This is a genomic window from Streptococcus downii, from assembly GCF_004353325.1.
Lineage (GTDB): Bacteria > Bacillota > Bacilli > Lactobacillales > Streptococcaceae > Streptococcus > Streptococcus downii.
This window is the reverse complement of record NZ_MZNX01000001.1, coordinates 90949-111999: the sequence shown is the minus strand read 5'-3', so window position 1 is coordinate 111999 and position 21051 is coordinate 90949. Positions and strand designations below refer to the sequence as shown.

Annotated in this window: 16 protein-coding genes; 5 read left to right on the top strand and 11 right to left on the bottom strand. The window is 42.9% G+C overall.

The window, feature by feature from the left end:
- Position 1: 1 nt before the first annotated feature.
- Positions 2-1708, bottom strand: coding sequence for an ABC transporter ATP-binding protein (locus tag E2R31_RS00610; RefSeq protein ID WP_084947356.1), 1707 nt, complete (start codon positions 1706-1708; stop codon positions 2-4).
- A 206-nt stretch (positions 1709-1914) separates the two neighbouring features.
- On the opposite strand from E2R31_RS00610, the gene E2R31_RS00605 reads away from it, so the two are divergent.
- Both E2R31_RS00605 and galU read left to right on the top strand, forming a co-directional pair.
- Positions 1915-2931 (top strand): NAD(P)H-dependent glycerol-3-phosphate dehydrogenase, encoded by a 1017-nt coding sequence (locus E2R31_RS00605; RefSeq protein WP_000745019.1) that lies wholly within the window; start codon positions 1915-1917, stop codon positions 2929-2931.
- Positions 2932-2952: 21 nt separating this feature from the next.
- Positions 2953-3852: a UTP--glucose-1-phosphate uridylyltransferase GalU gene (gene galU / locus E2R31_RS00600; protein WP_132972291.1), complete on the top strand. Its 900-nt coding sequence runs from the start codon at positions 2953-2955 to the stop codon at positions 3850-3852.
- A gap of 116 nt (positions 3853-3968) precedes the next feature.
- On the opposite strand, the gene E2R31_RS00595 is transcribed toward galU, so the two are convergent.
- The 6 genes from E2R31_RS00595 to pbp1b form a co-directional block, all read right to left on the bottom strand.
- On the bottom strand, positions 3969-4649 hold the full coding sequence (locus tag E2R31_RS00595) for a rhomboid family intramembrane serine protease (protein WP_132972289.1): 681 nt from the start codon (positions 4647-4649) through the stop codon (positions 3969-3971).
- Positions 4630-5172, bottom strand: coding sequence for a 5-formyltetrahydrofolate cyclo-ligase (locus E2R31_RS00590; RefSeq protein WP_132972287.1), 543 nt, complete (start codon positions 5170-5172; stop codon positions 4630-4632). The genes E2R31_RS00595 and E2R31_RS00590 overlap by 20 nt, the downstream gene beginning before the upstream one ends.
- Before the next feature lie 11 nt (positions 5173-5183).
- Positions 5184-6314: an N-acetyldiaminopimelate deacetylase gene (locus E2R31_RS00585; protein WP_132972285.1), complete on the bottom strand. Its 1131-nt coding sequence runs from the start codon at positions 6312-6314 to the stop codon at positions 5184-5186.
- A 67-nt stretch (positions 6315-6381) separates the two neighbouring features.
- The gene (gene dapD, locus E2R31_RS00580) at positions 6382-7080 is read right to left on the bottom strand and encodes a 2,3,4,5-tetrahydropyridine-2,6-dicarboxylate N-acetyltransferase (protein WP_000127460.1); all 699 of its coding nucleotides are present in this window, start codon (positions 7078-7080) and stop codon (positions 6382-6384) included.
- A gap of 85 nt (positions 7081-7165) precedes the next feature.
- The gene (locus E2R31_RS00575; protein WP_125416796.1) at positions 7166-8074 is read right to left on the bottom strand and encodes a DMT family transporter; all 909 of its coding nucleotides are present in this window, start codon (positions 8072-8074) and stop codon (positions 7166-7168) included.
- Between the two features lie 81 nt (positions 8075-8155).
- Entirely contained in the window at positions 8156-10618 is a 2463-nt protein-coding gene (gene pbp1b, locus E2R31_RS00570) for a penicillin-binding protein PBP1B (RefSeq protein ID WP_132972283.1), read from the bottom strand.
- Positions 10619-10758: 140 nt separating this feature from the next.
- Here pbp1b and tyrS point away from each other — a divergent pair, with 140 nt between their 5' ends.
- The gene (gene tyrS / locus E2R31_RS00565; RefSeq protein WP_132972281.1) at positions 10759-12015 is read left to right on the top strand and encodes a tyrosine--tRNA ligase; all 1257 of its coding nucleotides are present in this window, start codon (positions 10759-10761) and stop codon (positions 12013-12015) included.
- 77 nt (positions 12016-12092) lie between these two features.
- Here tyrS and E2R31_RS00560 read toward each other — a convergent pair whose 3' ends face one another.
- Positions 12093-14153, bottom strand: a complete 2061-nt coding sequence (locus tag E2R31_RS00560) for a heavy metal translocating P-type ATPase (protein ID WP_000008776.1) — start codon at positions 14151-14153, stop codon at positions 12093-12095.
- A gap of 1 nt (position 14154) precedes the next feature.
- A complete protein-coding gene (locus tag E2R31_RS00555; protein ID WP_000910910.1) occupies positions 14155-14433 on the bottom strand; it encodes a DUF6110 family protein in 279 nt (92 codons plus the stop codon).
- A 151-nt stretch (positions 14434-14584) separates the two neighbouring features.
- Between E2R31_RS00555 and E2R31_RS00550 the strand changes: the two genes are divergently transcribed.
- Positions 14585-15433, top strand: a complete 849-nt coding sequence (locus E2R31_RS00550) for a putative RNA methyltransferase (RefSeq protein WP_001095534.1) — start codon at positions 14585-14587, stop codon at positions 15431-15433.
- Between the two features lie 63 nt (positions 15434-15496).
- On the opposite strand, the gene glgP is transcribed toward E2R31_RS00550, so the two are convergent.
- Entirely contained in the window at positions 15497-17755 is a 2259-nt protein-coding gene (gene glgP, locus E2R31_RS00545; protein ID WP_049490093.1) for a glycogen/starch/alpha-glucan family phosphorylase, read from the bottom strand.
- A 24-nt stretch (positions 17756-17779) separates the two neighbouring features.
- Entirely contained in the window at positions 17780-19297 is a 1518-nt protein-coding gene (malQ, locus tag E2R31_RS00540) for a 4-alpha-glucanotransferase (RefSeq protein ID WP_049478973.1), read from the bottom strand.
- Between the two features lie 475 nt (positions 19298-19772).
- Here malQ and E2R31_RS00535 point away from each other — a divergent pair, with 475 nt between their 5' ends.
- Positions 19773-21044: an extracellular solute-binding protein gene (locus tag E2R31_RS00535; protein WP_000095461.1), complete on the top strand. Its 1272-nt coding sequence runs from the start codon at positions 19773-19775 to the stop codon at positions 21042-21044.
- The last annotated feature ends 7 nt before the right edge of the window (positions 21045-21051 follow it).

The window sequence follows — 21051 nt, the reverse complement described above, 5'->3', positions numbered from 1 at the left end:
TTTATTCCTCCTTTCCCTTTTGTGTTTCGTAGATTTCGCGGTAGACGGCATTGTTAGCTACCAAGTCTGCATGCCTTCCTTCTCCAATCAAGCGTCCTTGGTCCAAGACCAAAATCTTGTCTGCATGGACGACTGAACTGATTTTTTGAGCGATGATAATCGTTGTTGTCCCTTTCAGGTCTTTATTCAAAGCCTCCTGAACGAGTCTCTCTGACTTGGCATCCAAGGCTGAAGTCGAATCGTCAAAAATCAGGATACGGGGATTGCTGACAATCCCTCGAGCAATCGACATCCGTTGTTTTTGTCCACCAGAAAAGTTGGTGCCCCGTTCTTCAACCTGACTCTCAAATTTGTTTTCCATGCGTCCGATAAATTCACTGGCTTGGGCAATCCGCGCCGCACGTTCCATTTCTGACACGCTGGCATTGCCTTTTCCTTGACGAAGATTATCTGCAATGGTCCCACTAAAGAGAATAGCACGTTGCAAGACAATGGAAACTGTTTTACGCAAGGTTCCCTCGCTGACGTCTCGAATGTCCTTGCCACCAATCTTGATAGAGCCCTCCTGTGGATCAAAAAGTCGTGGGATTAACTGGGCAAGGGTGGACTTACCTGCCCCAGTCGCTCCCACCACACCGACCATCTGACCTGGTGCAACTTCAAAACTTACATTCTTAAGCATGGGCTCTTCATCGGTAGGATAAGTGAAGGTCACATTTTCAAAAGAGAGACTTCCTTCTAGATCCTCATCTGGAAGATCCTTAAAAGTCATCGCTGGCTCGGTATCTAGAACCTCACGGATACGCATCATCGAAATCATAGCCCGACTGACAGAATTCCCTAAAAATCCAACCATGACGATTGTAAAGATAATTTGACTGAGATAGTTAACAAAGGAAGCAATAGAACCAACGACTGACGGATCCGACTGAGCCATTCCCGCAACCAACCAGATGGAGAGGAAAACCGCTCCGTACCCAATGAGCATCATAAAAGGTTCCACTACTGAAAAGGCATAGCCAATATAAATATTTTGTCCCAGAAGCTCATCTGAGACCTCAGTAAACTTGTCAAATTGCTCTTTTTCCTGCACAAAGGATTTGACCACACGCACACCACGTAGATTTTCCTTGGCGATGGCATTAATTCGTTCAAGAAGAGTTTGAAACTTGGCGAAGCGCGGCCCCATCATCCCCATCATGATACCTGTAAGCGCAAAAATCAGCACTACCATAAGGACAATTACCCACCAAAGCGAAGGCAGGGTGTGAACCGCTAAGATAAAGGAACCGATAAAAAGCAAAGGAAGACGGAAAAGGATTTGGAAAACCATCATCACCATGTTCTGAATTTGGTTGATATCATTGGTCATGCGGACAACCAGATTTCCAGCATTAAACCGCTCAATGTTGGCATAAGAAAAGGTTTGGATCTTACGAAAAGCATCTTCCCGAAGATCCGAAGATACTCCCTGAGCGATATAGGCTGCAAGAATAACATTGACACCACCTGCAACCAGACCCACGAGGGCTACTCCTATCAACCATGCCCCAATACTATAAATCGCCTCATGTTGGCCAGCCAGTAGAGCATCTAAAACCTCCTGCAAATAGCGAGGTTGCAAGAGCGAGCTCGCAACCATCAAGCCTGTCATCACAAAGGATGCCAAGGCTTGCCATTTATAGGCTTTAATTTTTTCAATCAGCATACTTCCTCCTAATCAGATAGACAAAAGGGAGTGACGAAATTCGCCAGCTCCTCTCATTCTTTCATGTTGATGCTATTCTAGCAAAAAAGAGGAATCTTGTCAAAGGCGTTTTCTTATTATAAATTAGTGCGCTTTCACTCGCAAGTAATGCATGAAAAGGCTTTTTATGGTAAAATGAAAAGAAGAACTCTTAAAAGGAGGAGAAGATGAAGAAACAAACCATCGCTGTCTTGGGTCCTGGTTCTTGGGGAACTGCCCTTTCGCAGGTCCTAAACGACAATGGACACGAGGTTCGGATTTGGGGAAATATTCCTGACCAAATCGATGAAATCAATAGCCAACATACAAACAAACGCTACTTTAAAGACATCCTACTCGACGAAAACATCAAGGCATACCATGACTTGGAAGAAACACTAAAGGATGTGGATGCTGTTTTATTTGTAGTCCCAACAAAAGTAACGAGACTGGTTGCCCAACAAGTAGCAAAGGTACTCAATCACAAGGTTGTCATCATGCATGCCTCCAAAGGCTTGGAACCAGATAGTCACAAACGCCTATCAACCATTCTGGAAGAGGAAATTCCAGCTGACCTCCGTAGTGACATTGTCGTTGTTTCAGGACCAAGCCACGCTGAGGAAACGATTGTACGGGATATTACCTTGATCACTGCAGCCTCTAAAGATCTTGAAACTGCCCAGTACGTACAAAATCTCTTTAGCAATCACTACTTCCGCCTCTATACCAATACGGATGTTATCGGAGTTGAAACCGCTGGGGCTCTCAAAAACATCATCGCAGTTGGCGCTGGGGCACTACATGGCCTAGGATTTGGCGACAATGCCAAGGCAGCCATCATCGCCCGTGGCTTGGCAGAAATCACCCGTCTAGGTGTCGCTCTTGGAGCTAATCCTCTGACTTATAGCGGTCTTTCTGGAGTTGGTGATTTGATCGTAACGGGGACATCTGTCCACTCTCGTAACTGGAGGGCAGGTGACGCTCTCGGTCGTGGAGAATCCCTCGCAGACATCGAAGCCAACATGGGCATGGTCATTGAAGGAATTTCAACGACTCGAGCAGCTTACGAACTGGCTCAGGAATTGGGTGTCTACATGCCAATCACACAAGCCATTTATCGAGTTATCTATGAAGGTGTCAATATCAAAGAAGCAATCAATGACATCATGAACAACGAATTTAAAGCAGAAAACGAATGGTCTTAGACCCTTATGGAAAGGAACATTATGAAACAAAAAGTCAGAAAAGCAGTCATCCCTGCAGCTGGATTGGGAACTCGTTTCCTCCCTGCAACCAAGGCCTTGGCCAAGGAAATGTTGCCAATCGTAGATAAACCAACCATCCAATTTATCGTTGAAGAAGCCCTCAAATCTGGAATCGAAGATATCTTGGTTGTTACTGGTAAGTCAAAACGTTCCATTGAGGACCATTTTGATTCAAACTTCGAATTGGAATACAACCTCAAAGAAAAAGGGAAAACAGATCTTTTGAAGCTAGTTGATGAAACAACTGGCATGCGCCTACATTTTATCCGCCAAACGCATCCACGTGGTCTCGGCGATGCCGTTTTGCAAGCCAAGGCTTTCGTCGGAAATGAACCTTTTGTCGTGATGCTTGGGGATGACTTGATGGATATCACTAATGAAAAGGCTGTTCCGCTCACCAAACAACTCATGGATGACTATGAACGTACCCACGCGTCTACTATCGCTGTCATGCCTGTCCCTCACGATGAAGTATCTGCCTATGGGGTTATTGCTCCGCAAGGCGAAGGGAAAAACGGCCTTTACAGTGTTGAAACCTTTGTTGAAAAACCTGCTCCAGAGGACGCTCCTAGCGATCTTGCTATTATTGGACGCTACCTCCTCACACCTGAAATTTTCCAAATCCTCGAGAACCAAGCTCCAGGTGCAGGAAATGAAATTCAGCTGACAGATGCGATCGACACCCTCAATAAAACACAACGTGTATTTGCTCGTGAGTTCAAGGGGGCTCGTTACGATGTCGGGGACAAGTTTGGCTTTATGAAAACCTCCATCGACTACGCTCTCAAACACCCACAAGTCAAAGACGACTTGAAAGACTACCTCATCCAACTTGGGAAAGAGTTAGCTGAGGGGAAATAGAAGAAAAACAAAGCTCTTAAATAAGGGCTTTTTTTTGTTGAAGCTTGCAATAAAAAAGCCATCTTTGCAGATGACTTATTGGCAACCGAATCGGTGCTCGCTTTTAACTATTCCCTCTACACATAGCTCATTCCCTTATAGCATAGGAAAACGGCTAGTGCGATAAAAAGTACGGTTGCTCCGATTCGCTGGCTGGTACTATACATCTTTCTCTCCCATTTAACTGGAAAGATGACTGCTAGAAAGGCACCACCTACTGCGCCACCAATATGCCCTGCTAGGCTGATTCCTGGAATCAGAATACTTCCAATGATATTTATCACGAAAAGCGTCAGGTAGGATTGCCCTAACTGCTGAATATAGGGGTTGCGAGTTGCGTAACGCAAGACGATAATCGCAACAAATAGTCCGTAAAGAGAAGTGGAGGCCCCTGCTGCTACAACTTTCGGTGTGAAAGCAAAAACAAAGAGATTGCCCATCATTCCTGATAAGAGATAGAGAAAGAAGAACTGCTTAGAACCGAAAATCTCCTCCACTTGTCGTCCAAGAAAGTAGAGCGAAATCATATTGACAATGAAATGCTCCCATCCAATATGCACAAATATAGCCGAAAAAAGGCGCCAAATCTGCTCAGGGAACAGGCGAATTATTGGTCCATACATAGCTCCAAACTGAAGCAAAGTTTTGGCTTGATCAAAGTTGATACCCGTAGTAATCTGCATCAGTAGAAATACCAAAGCTGTCACTAGGAGGAAAAAACTAGTCACAGGGTAGCGTTTATCGAAGATTTCCTTCATAGATTAGCACCTCCTGAACGGGAATATCATGGTCTTCCGAGTTGAAATCCTGAATTTGACAAGGATAGATTGTACTCATGCTATGCCCAGCAAAATTCTCTAGATAGCGATCGTAATAGCCTCCGCCATATCCAATCCGATAGCCCTCAGTTGTAAAAGCCAAGCCCGGAACATGAATCAAATCAATCTGAGAGGCATCTACCACTTCCAAGTCGCCCTGTGGCTCCAGTAAGCCAAAGGAAGTTTTTACTAACTGCTGCGGATTGTAGACCACAAACTCCATCTGCCCCTTGGGATAGGTTTTGGGTATCAAAACTTTTTTGCCGTCCTTCAGCGCCTGCCCGATTAGTTCCTGCGTTTGAAACTCGTGCGGAAAAGAGAGATAGGTTGCAATGACCTCGGCTTCTTGGTAAAAGGGGTGACTCAAAAATCGTTCTGTTAAAACTCGATCCATAGTATTTTTTTGCTCCTGAGGAATAGCCATCATTTCTTGCAAGACTTGCTTACGTAGTGCTACTTTCATAGACAATACCTCTACTCTGCTACCTTCTTTTTCAGGAAACTAGAGACCGCATCCACTCCAATGGCTAAGGCTTCTTCCTTGGGACTCATCTGAGGGTGATGAAGTGCGTAGGGACTATCGATACCTAGCCAAAACATAACGCCATCTACCTTCGAAAGTAGATAGCCAAAATCCTCACCAGTCATAGCAGGCTTGATATCAATCAGCTCAATCCCATCTTTTTCTTCAAAGAAGTCCATCAGTTCACGCGCCAAGGCTGGATCATTCTCAACGGGTAGGTAGCCCCCTTGCTTAAGCTCCACTTCGACTTCCATATCAAAAGCTGCTGCAACTCCTTCTGCGATTGTTTTGACTCTTTTTTGCACCAAGAGACTCATGTCCTGGGTCAAGGCTCGAATAGTTCCATGCAAAAAGGCTGTGTCCGTGATGACATTGTTGGTTGTTCCAGCTTGGAAAACTCCAAAAGTCACCACCGCTCCCTCGATTGGGTTGACATTACGGCTAACCACTGACTGCACCTGGGTCACAAAGTAACTAGCAGCCACCAAGGCGTCATTGGCTTCATGCGGAAAGGCCGCGTGGCCACCTTTGCCTTTGAAACGAATTTTCACCTCACAAGTCCCTGCAAAGAGTGTATGGGTATTGGTCGCAATCTGACCAACCTTCAAATCCGGACGAACATGGAGTCCATAAAACTGGTCTGGTAGCCAGTCCCCAAAAGCACCGTCTTCATACATAAGCATTCCGCCAGCTTCATTTTCTTCTGCAGGTTGAAAAAGGAAGAGAAGATTGTTCTTGGGTTGCTCCTCAAGGGCGCGCTCAAGACAGCCCAAAGCAATGGTCATATGAAAATCATGTCCACAAGCATGCATGCGACCTTGGTGCTGAGAAGCAAAAGGTAGACCTGTTTGTTCGACAATAGGCAGACCATCAATGTCTGTTCGCCAACCAATGGTTCGCTCTGGCTGACTTCCCTGTAAGTAGACCAAAATACCTGTCCGCCAAGTTCGAACTTGGACAAAGTCCTTGCCCGCAGTCAATTTCTCAATCACATCCAGCAAATAAGCCTGAGTCTCGAACTCCTCCAAGCCAATCTCTGGAATCTGGTGCAAATCTCGTCTAGTCTGAATCAAATCTAACATCTATCTATCCTCCGATATAGCAGAAAGAGGCTGGAAAAAGGGTTCCGCCTCTTTTTTACTTTTACAATTACAAAGTACGAAGCGCATCTTCTAGCGCTGTTTTTTGTTGAGTTTGGGCATCAATCTCTTTGATAATGCGAGCTGGAACACCTGCTACCACCACGTTTTCTGGGACATCTTGGGTAACGATAGCTCCTGCTGCGACAACTGAACCACTGCCGATTTGGACTCCTTCGATAACCACTGCATTAGCCCCGATAAGAACATTGTCTCCGACGCGGACTGGTTCAGCGCTAGCTGGCTCAATCACACCTGCCAAAACTGCACCCGCGCCAACGTGACTGTTTTTCCCAACGATAGCACGGCCACCAAGGATAGCACCCATGTCAATCATGGTTCCTGCACCGATTTCAGCACCGATATTAATAACAGCCCCCATCATGATAACAGCATTGTCACCAATTTCAACCTGGTCACGGATAATAGCACCTGGCTCGATACGAGCGTTGATAGCACGTTTATCTAGCAAGGGAACTGCCGAATTACGAGCATCTTGCTCAACAACATAGTCTTGATTTTCTACTAAACCATCGAGAAGCGGAGCGACGTCCTTCCAGTCTCCAAATAGAACATTCCCTAGTTTGACAACAGAGCTAGGTACAGCAGTTGCGAGTTGTCCCTCAAAGGTTACTTTAACACTGGTTTTCTTTTCAGCATTGGCGATAAATTGGATAATTTCTTGAGCATTCATTTTTGTGGCAGTCATAGGCGCCTCCTGGTTCCTTATAATGATACCTATTCTACCAAAAAAGGCTTCAAATTTGAAGCCTTAAGCACTCGAACAGAACATTTTACCTTTCCTTCGTTTCCTCTATTGATAAGAAAACCATTGGGACGATAATCAAAATCATAGCCAAAGCTAGAAAACCATCCAAAACCATACCTAGAAATAGCACACTTAACAATGCGGAAGATAAAGGTTCGCTGGCACTCACAACTGATACAACTAAAGGTGAGACGAGTAGCACAGCCTTCATCGAAAGGAAAAAAGCAAAAGCCGTTCCAAACACAGCAATAGTAAAACAAATCAAAAGGCTCGTCACATCAAGTTGGAAGGTAATCTGATGAATAGGATAAAGAAAATTGCTAAAAATACCTGCTAGCAACATCCCCCAACCAACAGTCGGCACAAAACCATAGTCACGTGCAAAACGCTGAGGCAGGATAACGTTGAACATAACCCCTACAGCACTGAGGAGTCCAGTGACCAAAGCTAAGGGAGTCATGGATAACTGGGACAAATCTCCTTTTGTGGCCATCAAAAAAACACCTAACATGGCAATCAAAACATAGAGAATGGCTGTGATAGAAGCCTTCTTTTGATAGACGATACGATTATAAAACAAGATAAAAACTGGACTGATAAATTGCAAAATCGTTGCTGTCGTCGCATTCGAATATTCAACACAGAGATAAAAGAAAAACTGCACAGAAAAAATACCTAGAATAGCATAGGCTAAAAAAGGCAGATAATTTTTCTTGTCCCGCCAGATATCCAATAACTGGGTGCGTAACTGAAAGGCTGATAAAACTAAAACCAAACTCCCTGCCACTAGCAAGCGCATGGAAGTGATCCAGCCAGACGACACCTGATAATGGGCGAAAAAATATTCTCCTAAAATACCACAAATTCCCCAAATCAGACCTGACAACAGTGAATATAGAGTTCCCTTAAAAATCTTCTTTTGATACTTATTCATTCTCCTATTGTAACACGAAATGAAAAAAGAAAAAAGTAGCATGAAAAAATATTATTGAATGAATCATGCTACTTTTTTATTCTATCGATTTGATTGATTTGAGCGAGTTGATGAGCTTGTTCCCGAACTACCACTTGAGCTTGGGAGAGTTGGGGTAGGAAGAGTGGGTAAACTTCCTAAAATGCTCTTCCAAGCATTTTGATAATCGGCATCGCTCCCTCCGATGGCAAAACGGTAAGTAGTTACTGGCGCCCCTTCTTTAGTAGCCCAATAGCTCATTACTGTAGAACCTGAAACGGTGACTTCTTTGCCATTGATTGTGACCTTGCCAGGTTTCTCTCCTGTCGATTTGAGGACTTGAGACTTGGTCACGCTTGGATCTAGACTAAAGCGCTCATTTCCCCATATGCCAGGTTCGGCTTGCTGGATAGCATTGACCAAGTGAGCCATATAATTGGCGTTGCGGTAGTGACCTGCTCCTTTAGCTAACGGTCGGTTGTCGTCGTGACCTAACCAGCCACCCAAAGTCAAGCGTGGCGTAGAAAGCATAAGCCACATATTTTCATCTTCATTGGTCGTACCAGTCTTTCCAATCCAGTCTGCGCGAGCTAGGCTTGGATTGATGGAAGCCAAGTCGGTCTGGAAGCTCGAAGTAATTCGAGATGAGATCACCTCGCGAAGCAAACTCTGCATGATGGTCGCTGTCGCTTTCGAATAAACTTGGACAGGTTGACTTTTATGCTCATAAATCACTTGTCCCGTCGTCGATTCGATCTTCGCAATCATATGTTTCTTGTGGTAGACCCCATTATTAGCCAAGGTCTGATACCCATTGGTATGCTGGGCAACTGTAACCTCAATCCCCCCACCCATCGGCAGACTTTCAATACCATATTCTGGGATTTCATAACCCATTTTTTCCATATAACCCTTGACATCGACACCCTTCTCTCGAAGCGTACGATAAGTCCAGTAGGCTGGGATATTCCATGAATAATTGAGGGCCTCTCCTAAGGTCATCATCCCTGTACCAGGACTATTGACATACATGATGGGATTGCCGTTTGCAAAGTTTGTCGGGTAGTTAGACAAGATGCTTGCACTTCCCATCAAACCTTGGTCAATCGCGATACCATAGGCCAGTATAGGCTTAGTGGTTGAAGCTGGAGAACGCTTGGTGTCAATAGCGTGATTATTCTGATTTTCTTGATAATTACGACCACCAACAAAGCCAAGAATAGCTCCCGTTTGGTTGTCCATAAGGACATTTCCTACCTCAGGCTGGCCTGTCGAATCATTTAGCAGATAGCCATAGGTCGCAACCGCATTTTGCATTGCGGCATGCACGTTTTTATTAATGGTAGTGGTAATTTTATAACCACCGTTTTCAATTTCCTTGGTTGCTAGGTCATGATAAGCTTTCTGGATAGACTCATTCTTTAACTCTTGAGCAGAGACATGATCTCTCTCAACTAGATAATCATACATCCGATCGGTAGCTTCTGCCAAGGTTGCAAAGTAAAGATAGTCGCGTGAGCTTCCGTTGACACTACCTGATGGTAGAAAGTCTTGCTTGAAGTCATAATCCTTGTACTTGTCGTAATCTTCCTGGCTCAGAGCACCTGTCCGGTACATATTGTAGAGGACATCCTTGGCACGCTTGATTCCCAAAGCCATATCCTCATCACTCTTCATACTACCATCAGATTCATAAGGGGAGTAACTAATTGGGCTCTGTGGCAATCCTGCGATAAAGGCTGCTTGAGGGACCGTTAGATCCGAAGCCTTAACCCCAAAGATCCCTTCTGCAGCCTGCTGGGCACCTGCAATATTTTGACCTTTATGATTGCGACCAAAAGGAGCAATATTCAGATAGGTTGTCAGAATTTCGTCCTTGCTCATGACGCGCTCCAAGGCAAGAGCATCTATGATTTCTGTCGCCTTACGAGCCAAGGTCGGAGCATCCCCCACTACTTGTTGCTTGATGACCTGCTGGGTCAAGGTCGAACCACCACTAGACGAGCCTAGACCGACAAAGGTTCCCAAGGTCGCACGAATAACGGCCTTAGGCACAACTCCCTTGTGCTCATTGAAATGCTCGTCCTCTGTCGCAATGATAGCCTTCTTGAGATTATCTGAGATAGCCTCCGAAGCGACTGACGTGCGCAATAGATCTCCTTCAATCGAAGCGATGGTACTTCCGTCAACATAGGTAATTTCTGAGATAGAGGCAATATCCTTCACTTGTTTGACCAGTTCTTCTGTTTGCGGAACCTGGGCCTTGTCAAATAGAGCGACTCCATAACCCATAGCCACACCAGCTCCAAAAAGGCCACCGATAAAGGCCAGAATAAAGAGAGTGTTGAAGGTCACTTTAAAAGCACTTAAAATCTTAGCAAAAATAGACCCTACCTTTCTAACGTTGTCAGAAGAAGCTAATTTCTTATCAGTCTTTTTACTTGCTTGTTTTTTCTTCCATTTGGCAGTTAGTTGCTGGAAAAAATGCAGCATTTTTGTTTTTAATTCATCAATTCTTTCTTTCATGAATGTCCTCGCTTTCTCTATTATACCATAAAAGGGAAACTTTCAATAAAATAGCCACTTTCTTCCCTATTCTACTAGGCTATTAATCAAGTTTGTGATACAATAGGTAGAAACAATATTTTATAAAGGAGAAAAGACACATGCACATTTTTGATGAGCTAAAAGAGCGTGGTTTGATTTTTCAAACGACTGATGAAGAAGCTTTGCGCAAAGCCCTAGAAGAAGGTCAAGTTTCTTATTATACCGGCTATGATCCAACTGCTGACAGCCTTCACCTAGGCCACCTTGTCGCAATCTTAACCAGTCGTCGCTTGCAGTTAGCAGGTCACAAACCTTATGCGCTCGTTGGCGGTGCTACAGGTCTCATCGGAGATCCGTCCTTCAAAGATGCTGAGCGTAGTCTCCAAACAAAAGACACAGTGGATGGCTGGGTCAAGTCTATCCAAGGACAACTTTCTCGCTTTCTTGACTTTGAAAACGGTGAAAATAAAGCTGTCATGGTCAACAACTACGACTGGTTTGGCAGCATCAGCTTCATTGACTTCCTCCGTGATGTCGGAAAATACTTTACCGTCAACTACATGATGAGCAAGGAGTCTGTGAAGAAACGGATCGAAACAGGGATTTCTTACACTGAGTTTGCCTACCAAATCATGCAAGGGTACGACTTCTACGTCCTTAACCAAGAGCACAACGTAACACTACAAATCGGTGGTTCTGACCAGTGGGGAAATATGACCGCAGGTACCGAATTGCTTCGTCGTAAGGCTGACAAGACTGGTCACGTTATCACTGTTCCACTCATTACAGATGCAACTGGTAAGAAATTTGGTAAATCAGAAGGAAACGCTGTTTGGCTCAACCCTGAAAAGACTTCTCCATACGAAATGTACCAATTCTGGATGAATGTCATGGACGCTGACGCTGTTCGCTTCTTGAAAATCTTTACCTTCTTGTCACTGGATGAAATTGAAGACATCCGAAAACGATTTGAAGCAGCTCCACACGAACGCTTGGCTCAAAAAGTCTTGGCTCGTGAAGTCGTGACACTTGTTCACGGAGAAGAAGCCTACAAGGAAGCCCTTAACATCACTGAGCAACTCTTTGCAGGAAACATCAAAAACCTTTCTGTCAAAGAACTCAAACAAGGACTTCGTGGAGTGCCAAACTACCAAGTTCAAGCAGACGAAAACCACAACATCGTGGAACTCCTCGTGTCATCTGGTGTGGTTAACTCAAAACGCCAAGCCCGTGAAGATGTTCAAAATGGAGCCATCTACGTCAACGGCGACCGCATCCAAGACCTTGACTATGTCTTAAGCGACGCAGACAAGCTCGAAAACGAACTGACTGTTATCCGTCGTGGGAAGAAAAAATACTTTGTATTGACTTACTAAATTGTTCAACATTTACCTATAAACAAAGGAGTTACCCTCGAGAAAGGTAACTCCTTTTTGCTGTGAATAGTCCCCACCTATCCCTTAATAGACAGGCTACGCAGTACAATGCGTAAGGTTGTTAGATTATGTAAGATAGAGAGATTTGAAGGACTGAGCCAGTTAAACAAGCCAAAGCCAATCAAACTACTATTTACGACAACGGTATCTTGAATATTCTTCTTAATGAGTGTTTGCAAAGATGATGATAGCGAATCCAACTCTTGGAAGAAATCCAAACGATTATCTAACAATAAGATATCACTCATCTGCTTAGAAATATCTGCACTCTCATTCATCACCACACCGATATCTGATAGGGTTAGAGCCGCTGAGTCATTCAATCCATCTCCAACCATCAAAATAGTGTGACCTGCTTTCTGCAGTTCCTCTACTAACTCAAATTTCCCATCAGGTTTCAAGTCTGTATATACCTGATCAAAGGGCAAATCTTTGACTAATTCCTCTGTCCTAACCAAGGTGTCCCCTGTTGCCAGAATCAATTTTTTCCCCTGTGCCTTAAGTTTATCCAAGGCTGTTTTTGCTTCTTTTCTCAAAGGAGTATGAATGCAGAACATTCCAATCAATTCATTCTGATAAGCCAAGAATAAGAGATTGTAGTGACTCTTGTACTCTTCAATTAAAGCATTTTGTTCTGAACTGATATGAATCTGCTCATCCTGCATCAAGACATAATTCCCAATAAGAACTGGTTGGCCATCTATATGAGATTTGATCCCCTTGCTTGCGATATATTGGAGTTTCCCATGCATTTCCTCATGTTCAATCCCCTCTATCTCAGCTTGCTTGACGATGGCATTAGCAATAGGATGATAAATGTGTTCCTCAAGACAGGCACTGATTCTGAGAATATCTTCCTCACTATAGTCTCCAAAAGGTAACACCTTTTCAACTATCGGATAGCTAGTTGTGATTGTTCCCGTCTTATCAAACAAGAAAGTATCAACTTCCAGATATTTCTCCAAAACATCTCCATCCTTAATCACCATTTCACGGTTCAACCCCTCCTTGATAGCTGTCAAATAAGCTACAGGAGTAGAGATTTTCAAAGCGCAGGAGAAATCGACTAATAGGAAAGAAATAGCCTTAGAAAAAGAACCTGTTAATAGGTAAGTTAGCCCAGCCCCCAAGAAATTATATTTGACGACCTTATCCGCCATCTTGATGAAATAGCGTTGTTTCGTTTTCTTGTTTTCTTCAGATTTCTTCATTAACTCAATCAGTTGTAAAATCCGGCTGTTCATCTGATTATCGGTTACACGAATGCGTAACTCTCCAGTTTCTAATACTGTATTTGCACAAACCAAATCAGACTCTCTTTTTTCAACTGGAAAACTCTCTCCCGTCAAGGAACTTTCGTTGACCATACCTAAACCTGAAACTACTTGTCCATCAAACAGAATTTCATTTCCTTGAGATAGGACCAAGACATCTCCTATTTGAACATCGGAACTCTTGATACTAACAACCGTATCGCCCTGTACTAAGAATACGTCGCTCTCTTTTGCAAGAAGGCTTTGTTCTAAATCTGTTGCAGTTTTTTTCAAAGACCACTGATCTAAATGATTCCCCAAATCAAGCATAAACATGATATTGCTAGCTGTCTTGGATTGGTTCATAAACAAGGACAATAAAATCGCCGAACAGTCCAAGACTTCCATCGTTAGTTCCTTACGCGCTAGTGTTTGATAGGCTTCTCTAATATAACCCAAAGCCTGATAACAAGTCCATATATAGCGAATAGGATACGGCACAAAACTACGAAAAAGTACACGCTTAATCGCTGCACCTGAAACAATAGAATAAGCACTCTCTTCTCTACGAATGGGAAGAGTCATCAACTCAGAAACTTTCCCTTTATCAATTCTTTTTAAAAAGGCTTCTGCATTATCTAATACAGAAAAGCCTTCTTTTATGCGTAGAGTAAAGTGCTGTTGATCCATGTAAAACTGGATAGACTCAATCCCCTTTTCATCTCTCGCCAAGGAACGAAGATAGTCTTGAATATCCAAGGTGAGTGAAAAAGAAGATGATAGTCGGATATGTTGGTATCCTCTATGTAGCACTTTAAAAGACATATTATTCTCCTATAAGGCTATCTAATTGCTCTTCTTTTTTCTCTTGCTCGTACAAATATTTGGCATCTTGCAAGACATCGTCTCCATGTTGTTTCACAACAGAAACAGATGCATCTAGCCCGTCTTTCAACTTGTAAGCCTTAGCCAAAGCTTTAGAATAACCTTTTTTAGCTTCCTTACTTGCCAAGATTTTCAAACCAAGGGTACCAAATGCGACACCACCCAAAAAGAGTGATGATTTTTTCGCAACTTTTGCAACGGTTAATACTTCTTTTAACATACTTATTTCCTCCTTATCATTATTATATAGAAATTTAGATATAAAAGCAATTTTATTCTATAAATTGGAGAATTAGTTTTATTTCTACTGAATCTCCCATCTACTTATTTCTAAAGTTGCTTTCATTTGCCTCTTTTGATACACTTAAACTATGAATACAAACCTCAAACCCAAACTTCAGCGTTTTGCTTCTGCGACTGCCTTTTCCTGCCCTATCTGCCAAGAAAATCTGGCCTTGGTAGAGTCTAGCCTCAAGTGTAGCAACCGCCATTCTTTTGATCTGGCAAAATTCGGCTATGTCAACTTGGCTCCGCAAATCAAGCAATCTGCCAACTACGACAAGGAAAACTTCCAAAACCGCCAGCAAATTCTTGAAGCTGGTTTTTATCAGGCTATTTTAGAAGGTATCTCGGACTTACTAACAACTAATCCATCCGCAAAAACAGTCTTGGATATCGGTTGTGGCGAAGGTTTCTACTCTCGCAAGCTCCAAGAAAGTCACTCTGACAAAACCTTTTACGCCTTTGATATTTCAAAAGATTCCGTTCAAATCGCTGCCAAGAGCGAACCAAACTGGGCGGTCAACTGGTTTGTCGGCGACCTGGCTCGTCTTCCTATAAAAGACGCCAGCATGGATATCCTGCTTGATATCTTCTCGCCTGCCAACTATGGGGAATTCCGTCGCGTTTTATCCAAAGACGGTATTTTGATCAAGGTCATCCCAACTGAAAATCACCTCAAAGAAATCCGTCAAATGGTGCAGGACCAGCTGACAAAGAAGGATTATTCCAACCAAGATATCAAAGAACATTTCCAGGAACATTTCAGTATCCAATCTAGTCAGATTGCTTCCTTAACAAAACCTATCTCGGCTGAGCAACGCCAAGCCCTGCTTGCCATGACGCCCTTACTCTTTCACGTTGACCATACCAAGATTGACTGGAGCCAACTGACAGAGATTACCATTGAAGCAGAGATTCTAGTTGGGAAAGCACTGTAATTAAAACTTTCAGATAAGACAAAAACCCGCACCTTCAAGGTACGGGTTTAAATTATGTAATTATTAGTTCAAGTGCCAGATATCTTCGTTGTACTGAGCGATTGTACGGTCAGATGAGAAGAATCCTGCTTTAGAAATGTTGACGATGACTTTATCCAACCATGCGTCACGGTCTTCGTAGTCAGCAAGCATTTGCTCTTTCACTTTGATGTAGTCTTCCAAGTCAAGGAGAGTCATGAACCAGTCTTTGTTGATCAATTCGTTGTAAAGACGTTCCAAGCGTTCTTTCTTGCCTACTGCAAGAACAGCGTCACTCACGATGAAGTCAACTAATGGTTTGATAGCTTTACGAGCGTAGAATTCGCTTGATTTGTAAGCTGCTTTTGCGTAAAGGTCGATAACAGTTTCTGAATCTTCACCGAAGATGTAGATATTTTCGTCGCCAACCAACTCAGCAATTTCCACGTTAGCTCCGTCCATAGTACCAAGAGTCAAAGCTCCGTTCAACATGAATTTCATGTTACCAGTACCTGAAGCTTCTTTAGAAGCAAGTGAGATTTGTTCTGAGATATCACATGCTGGGATGAGGAAGCTTGCTGCAGTAACGTTGTAGTTTTCAACCATAACCACTTGCAAGTGTGGAGCTACTTCTGGATCATTTGCAATCACTTCTGACAAGCAAAGGATCAAGTGAATGATGTCTTGGGCGATTGTGTAGGCAGGAGCTGCTTTACCACCAAAGAAGACTGTGATTGGACGAGCAGGGATGTTACCAGCCTTGATATCAAGGTATTTGTGGATGACATACAAAGCGTTCATTTGTTGGCGTTTGTACTCGTGAAGACGTTTGATTTGGATATCAAAGATAGAGTTTGTATTGATTTCCACACCTTGGTGATCTTTCAAGTGACGAGCCAATTTACGTTTGTTGTGAGCCTTGATGCTTTCCAATTTTTCTTTGACAGCTGCTTTGTCTTCGTAAGACAAGAGTTTTTCAAGCTCATCTGCTTCATGGTGCCATCCCTCTCCAATAATCTCATCCAAGTAGTGAGATAGTCTTGGGTTGGCATGCATGAGCCAACGACGGAATGTGATACCGTTTGTTTTGTTGTTGAATTTTTCTGGGTAGATGTCGTAGAAAGCTTTCAACTCTGAATTCTTCAAGATCTCAGTGTGGAGTGCTGCTACCCCGTTAACACTGTATCCGTAGTGGATATCCATGTGAGCCATGTGTACACGGTCGTTTTCATCAATGATTTGAACAGCTGGGTCTTTGTATTCTGCTTTCACACGACGGTCCAATTCTTTGATGATTGGTACCAAGTGAGGAACCACTTCTTGCAAGAATTCAAGAGGCCATTTTTCAAGGGCTTCAGCAAGGATTGTGTGGTTAGTGTAGGCAGTCATGCTACGAACGATTGAGATTGCTTCATCAAGTTCGATACCACGTGCAGTCAAAAGACGGATCAATTCAGGAATCACCATTGATGGGTGAGTATCGTTGATTTGTACAACTGCATAGTCCGCAAGGTCATGCAAGTTGCTTCCTTTTTCGATTGCTTCGTCGATGATCAATTGTGCACCGTTTGAAACCATGAAGTATTGTTGGAAGATACGGAGCAATTCACCTTGCTTGTCGCTATCGTCTGGGTAAAGGAAGAGAGTCAAGTTGCGAGCGATATCTGTCTTGTCAAAGTTGATACCATCTTCGATGATAGAAGAATCAACTGAATCCAAGTCAAACAAACGCAAGCGGTTTTTAGTAGCTGTCTTGTAACCAGGTACATCGATATCGTAAAGAGTAGATGTCAATGTGAAGTGTGCAAATGGCACTTGGTAGCTACGGCTTGAGCGTACCAACCAGTTTTGCTCTGTCAACCAAGCGTTAGGAATCGTTTCTTGTTGGTTGTTTTTAAGAACTTGTTGGAAAAGACCAAAGTGGTAGTTCAAACCAACACCGTCACCATTCAAACCAAGTGTAGCGATTGAGTCGATAAAGCAGGCTGCCAAACGTCCCAAACCACCGTTACCAAGTGATGGTTCCAATTCTACTTCTTCGATTTCGATCAACTCTTTACCTGCAGCAGCAAGTTCTTTTTTCACATCGTCATAAAGACCAAGGTTAATCAAGTTGTTTGACAAGAGTTTACCGATCAAGAACTCAGCTGAGATGTAGTAAACTTTTTTCTTACCAGTGTTGACTGGTTTTTGGCTGCTTGCAAGTTTGCTGTAGTTGAGAAGAGCAAGGTAAAGCTCTTCATTGCTACATTCTGCAATGGTTTTATTGTAACGCTTTTGTACAAATTCGTTTAATGGTAACATGTTTATGTGTCTCCTGATATTGTCTTATTTCTTTAATTCTACCAAATTTTCATTGATTCGGCGATAAATTGTAGTCAAGTCAAGCAAAGTTTCTTCAACCGCTGGTGTGAGTTGATCTGCTGTCATACGCCATGACCAGTTTCCGCCAAGAGTAGATGGGAAGTTCATACGAGCTGACTCATCTAGTTCTAGCAAGTCTTGCATGGTTGCAATAGCCATGAAGCTAACAGATGAAAATACTGTGCGAAGCATTGCGTGTGGCACTGTTTCGTACTCTTTACGGTTCGTGTAACGAGCCATGTATTCGCGAGTTGGATCGTCGATCTCATTACGGTACCAACCAAGGACCGTATTGTTGTCGTGTGTTCCTGTGTACATAACAGAGTTGGCAGGTGCCAAGTGTGGGCTATCGATACTTTCGTCTTCTGGGTTGAAGGCAAACTGAAGAATCTTCATTCCTGGGAAGCCAGTACGTTCACGTAACTCGATGACTTCATCTGTCATGAAACCAAGGTCTTCTGCGATGATGTTTAGCTCACCAAGTTCTTCTTTAACAGCTGCAAAGAGCTTGTAGCCTGGACCCTTCACCCATTTACCAGGTGCTGCTGTATCGGAACCAGCAGGGATTTCCCAGTAAGATTCGAAACCACGGAAATGGTCGATACGAACGATATCATAGATCTTGAAGCTTTCGCGCAAGCGTTCAACCCACCATTTGTAACCGTCTTTGTCCATCGCTTCCCAGTCATAGATTGGGTTCCCCCAAAGCTGACCAGTGGCAGAAAACTCATCTGGTGGGCATCCTGCGATGCAAGTTGCTTTACCATTGGCATCTGTCTTGAAGAGGTGTGGATTTGCCCACATGTCGCTTGAATCTTCCGCTACGTAGATAGGCATGTCACCAACGATTTCGATGTGGTTATCGTTAGCGTAGGCTTTCAATTTCAACCATTGTTGGAAGAAGAAGTATTGAGTCACACGATGGTAAACCAACTTGTCTGCCAATTTCTCACGGTAGCTTTCAAGTGCTGAAGCTTTACGCGCACGAGCATCTGCATCTGGCCATTCTGTCCAAGCAAGATTGTCAAAATGCTCTTTGATCGCCATATACTCTGCAAAGAGTTCAAGCCATGATTGGTTGTCTTGAGCAAACTTCTCAAAATCTTTGACATCACCCACTTCCAAGAAGCGTTTAACTGCTTTTTCTAAAAGCGGACGACGTGCGTAATAAATCTTCGCATAATCAACTTCAGATGCATCGCTACCAAAGTCAACACCTTCAAGGTCACTAGCTTCGAGCAAGCCTTGTTCTACCAAGATATCAAGGTCGATAAAATGCGTATTTCCAGCAAAGGCTGAGAATGATTGGTATGGAGAATCTCCATAGCTTGTTGTCCCGAGAGGGAGGATTTGCCAGTAACGTTGCTTCGTACGAACCAAGAAATCAACGAAATCATAGGCAGTTTGGCCAAATGATCCAATCCCGTATGCTCCTGGCAGAGAAGAGATGTGCATCAACACACCACTTTGACGTTTTTTCATAATAGCACCTCATGTGTTTGTTATAAAACGTTGCGCAATTAAGGCGCAAACGTTTGCGTTAATTTAAGTATAACGCATTTCAAAAACAAATGCAAGCGTTTTTAAAAAATTTTTTTGAATTATTTTAATCAACCAAAACTTGTTCCCATTGATATTTTATGAAATGAGCGAAAAATTTTTTAAAAATTTTCTGATTTAAGATAATTCATTCCAAACTTCTGCTCTATTTTCTGAAAAATCGAGCCGAATTTACGCAATCGTTTCCCTAATATATTTTCAATTCAAAAAAAACAAACATTTTAAGTTCTTTCCTATATATGGGCTTTAACAAATGTTTGAAACCTTAAAATTTTTTTAAAAAATTTCCTAAAAACGCTTGCAACCGTTTTCTGTTTGTGCTATACTAAGTTCGTAAAAGAAAACGTTTGCGTTTTCTCATTAAATTATTTTTGTTATTCTTTAGGAGGAATACACTATGTCATCTAAATTCATGAAGAGCGCTGCTGTGCTCGGAACTGCTACTCTTGCTAGCTTACTTTTGGTAGCTTGCGGAAGCAAAACTGCTGATAAAGCAGCTGATACTAGCTCATCTGAAGCAAAAGAAATCACTTTCTACGTTGAAGACCAATACAAAGCCTACGCTGAAAAAGTTGCTGCAGCTTATGAAAAAGAATCAGGTACAAAAGTTAACATCAAATCAGGTGACCAACTTGGTGGACTTGACAAACTTTCACTTGACAACCAATCAGGTCAAGCTGCTGACGTTATGATGGCTCCATACGACCGTGTAGGTAGCCTTGGTACTGACGGACAACTTTCAGAAGTTACTTTGAGCGACGGCGCTAAAACAGATGATAAAACTAAATCTCTTGTAACAGCTGCTGACGGTAAAGTTTACGGTGCTCCTGCCGTTATCGAGTCACTTGTTATGTACTACAACAAAGACTTGCTTAAAGAAGCTCCAAAAACTTTTGCTGAATTAGAAGAACTTGCTAAAGACAGCAAATACGCTTTCGCTGGTGAAGATGGCAAAACTACTGCATTCCTAGCTGACTGGACAAACTTCTACTACGCATACGGACTCCTTGCTGGTAACGGTGGTTACGTATTCGGACAAAACGGTAAAGACGCTAAAGACATCGGTCTTGCAAACGACGGTTCTATCACTGGTGTCAACTACGCTAAATCTTGGTATGAAAAATGGCCTAAAGGTATGCAAGATACTGAAGGTGCTGCAAACTTGATCCAAACTCAATTCCAAGAAGGTAAAACAGCTGCTATCATCGATGGACCTTGGAAAGCTCAAGCATTCAAAGATGCTAAAGTAAACTACGGTGTTGCTACTATTCCAACTCTTCCAAATGGTAAAGAATACACACCATTCGGTGGTGGTAAAGCTTGGATCATCCCATCAAGCACTAAGAACCTTGAAGCTGCACAAAAATTTGTAGACTTCCTTGTTTCAACTGAACAACAAAAAGCATTCTACGATGCAACTAACGAAATCCCAGCTAACACTGAAGCTCGTTCATACGCTGAAGGTAAAAACGATGAGTTGACAACAGCTGTTATCAAACAGTTCAAGAACGCTCAACCAATGCCAAACATTTCTCAAATGTCAGCTGTTTGGGATCCAGCTAAAACAATGCTCTTTGACGCTGTAAGTGGTAAAAAAGATGCTAAGACAGCTGCTAACGATGCTGTAACATTGATCAAAGAAACAATCAAACAAAAATTTGGTGAATAATTGAATT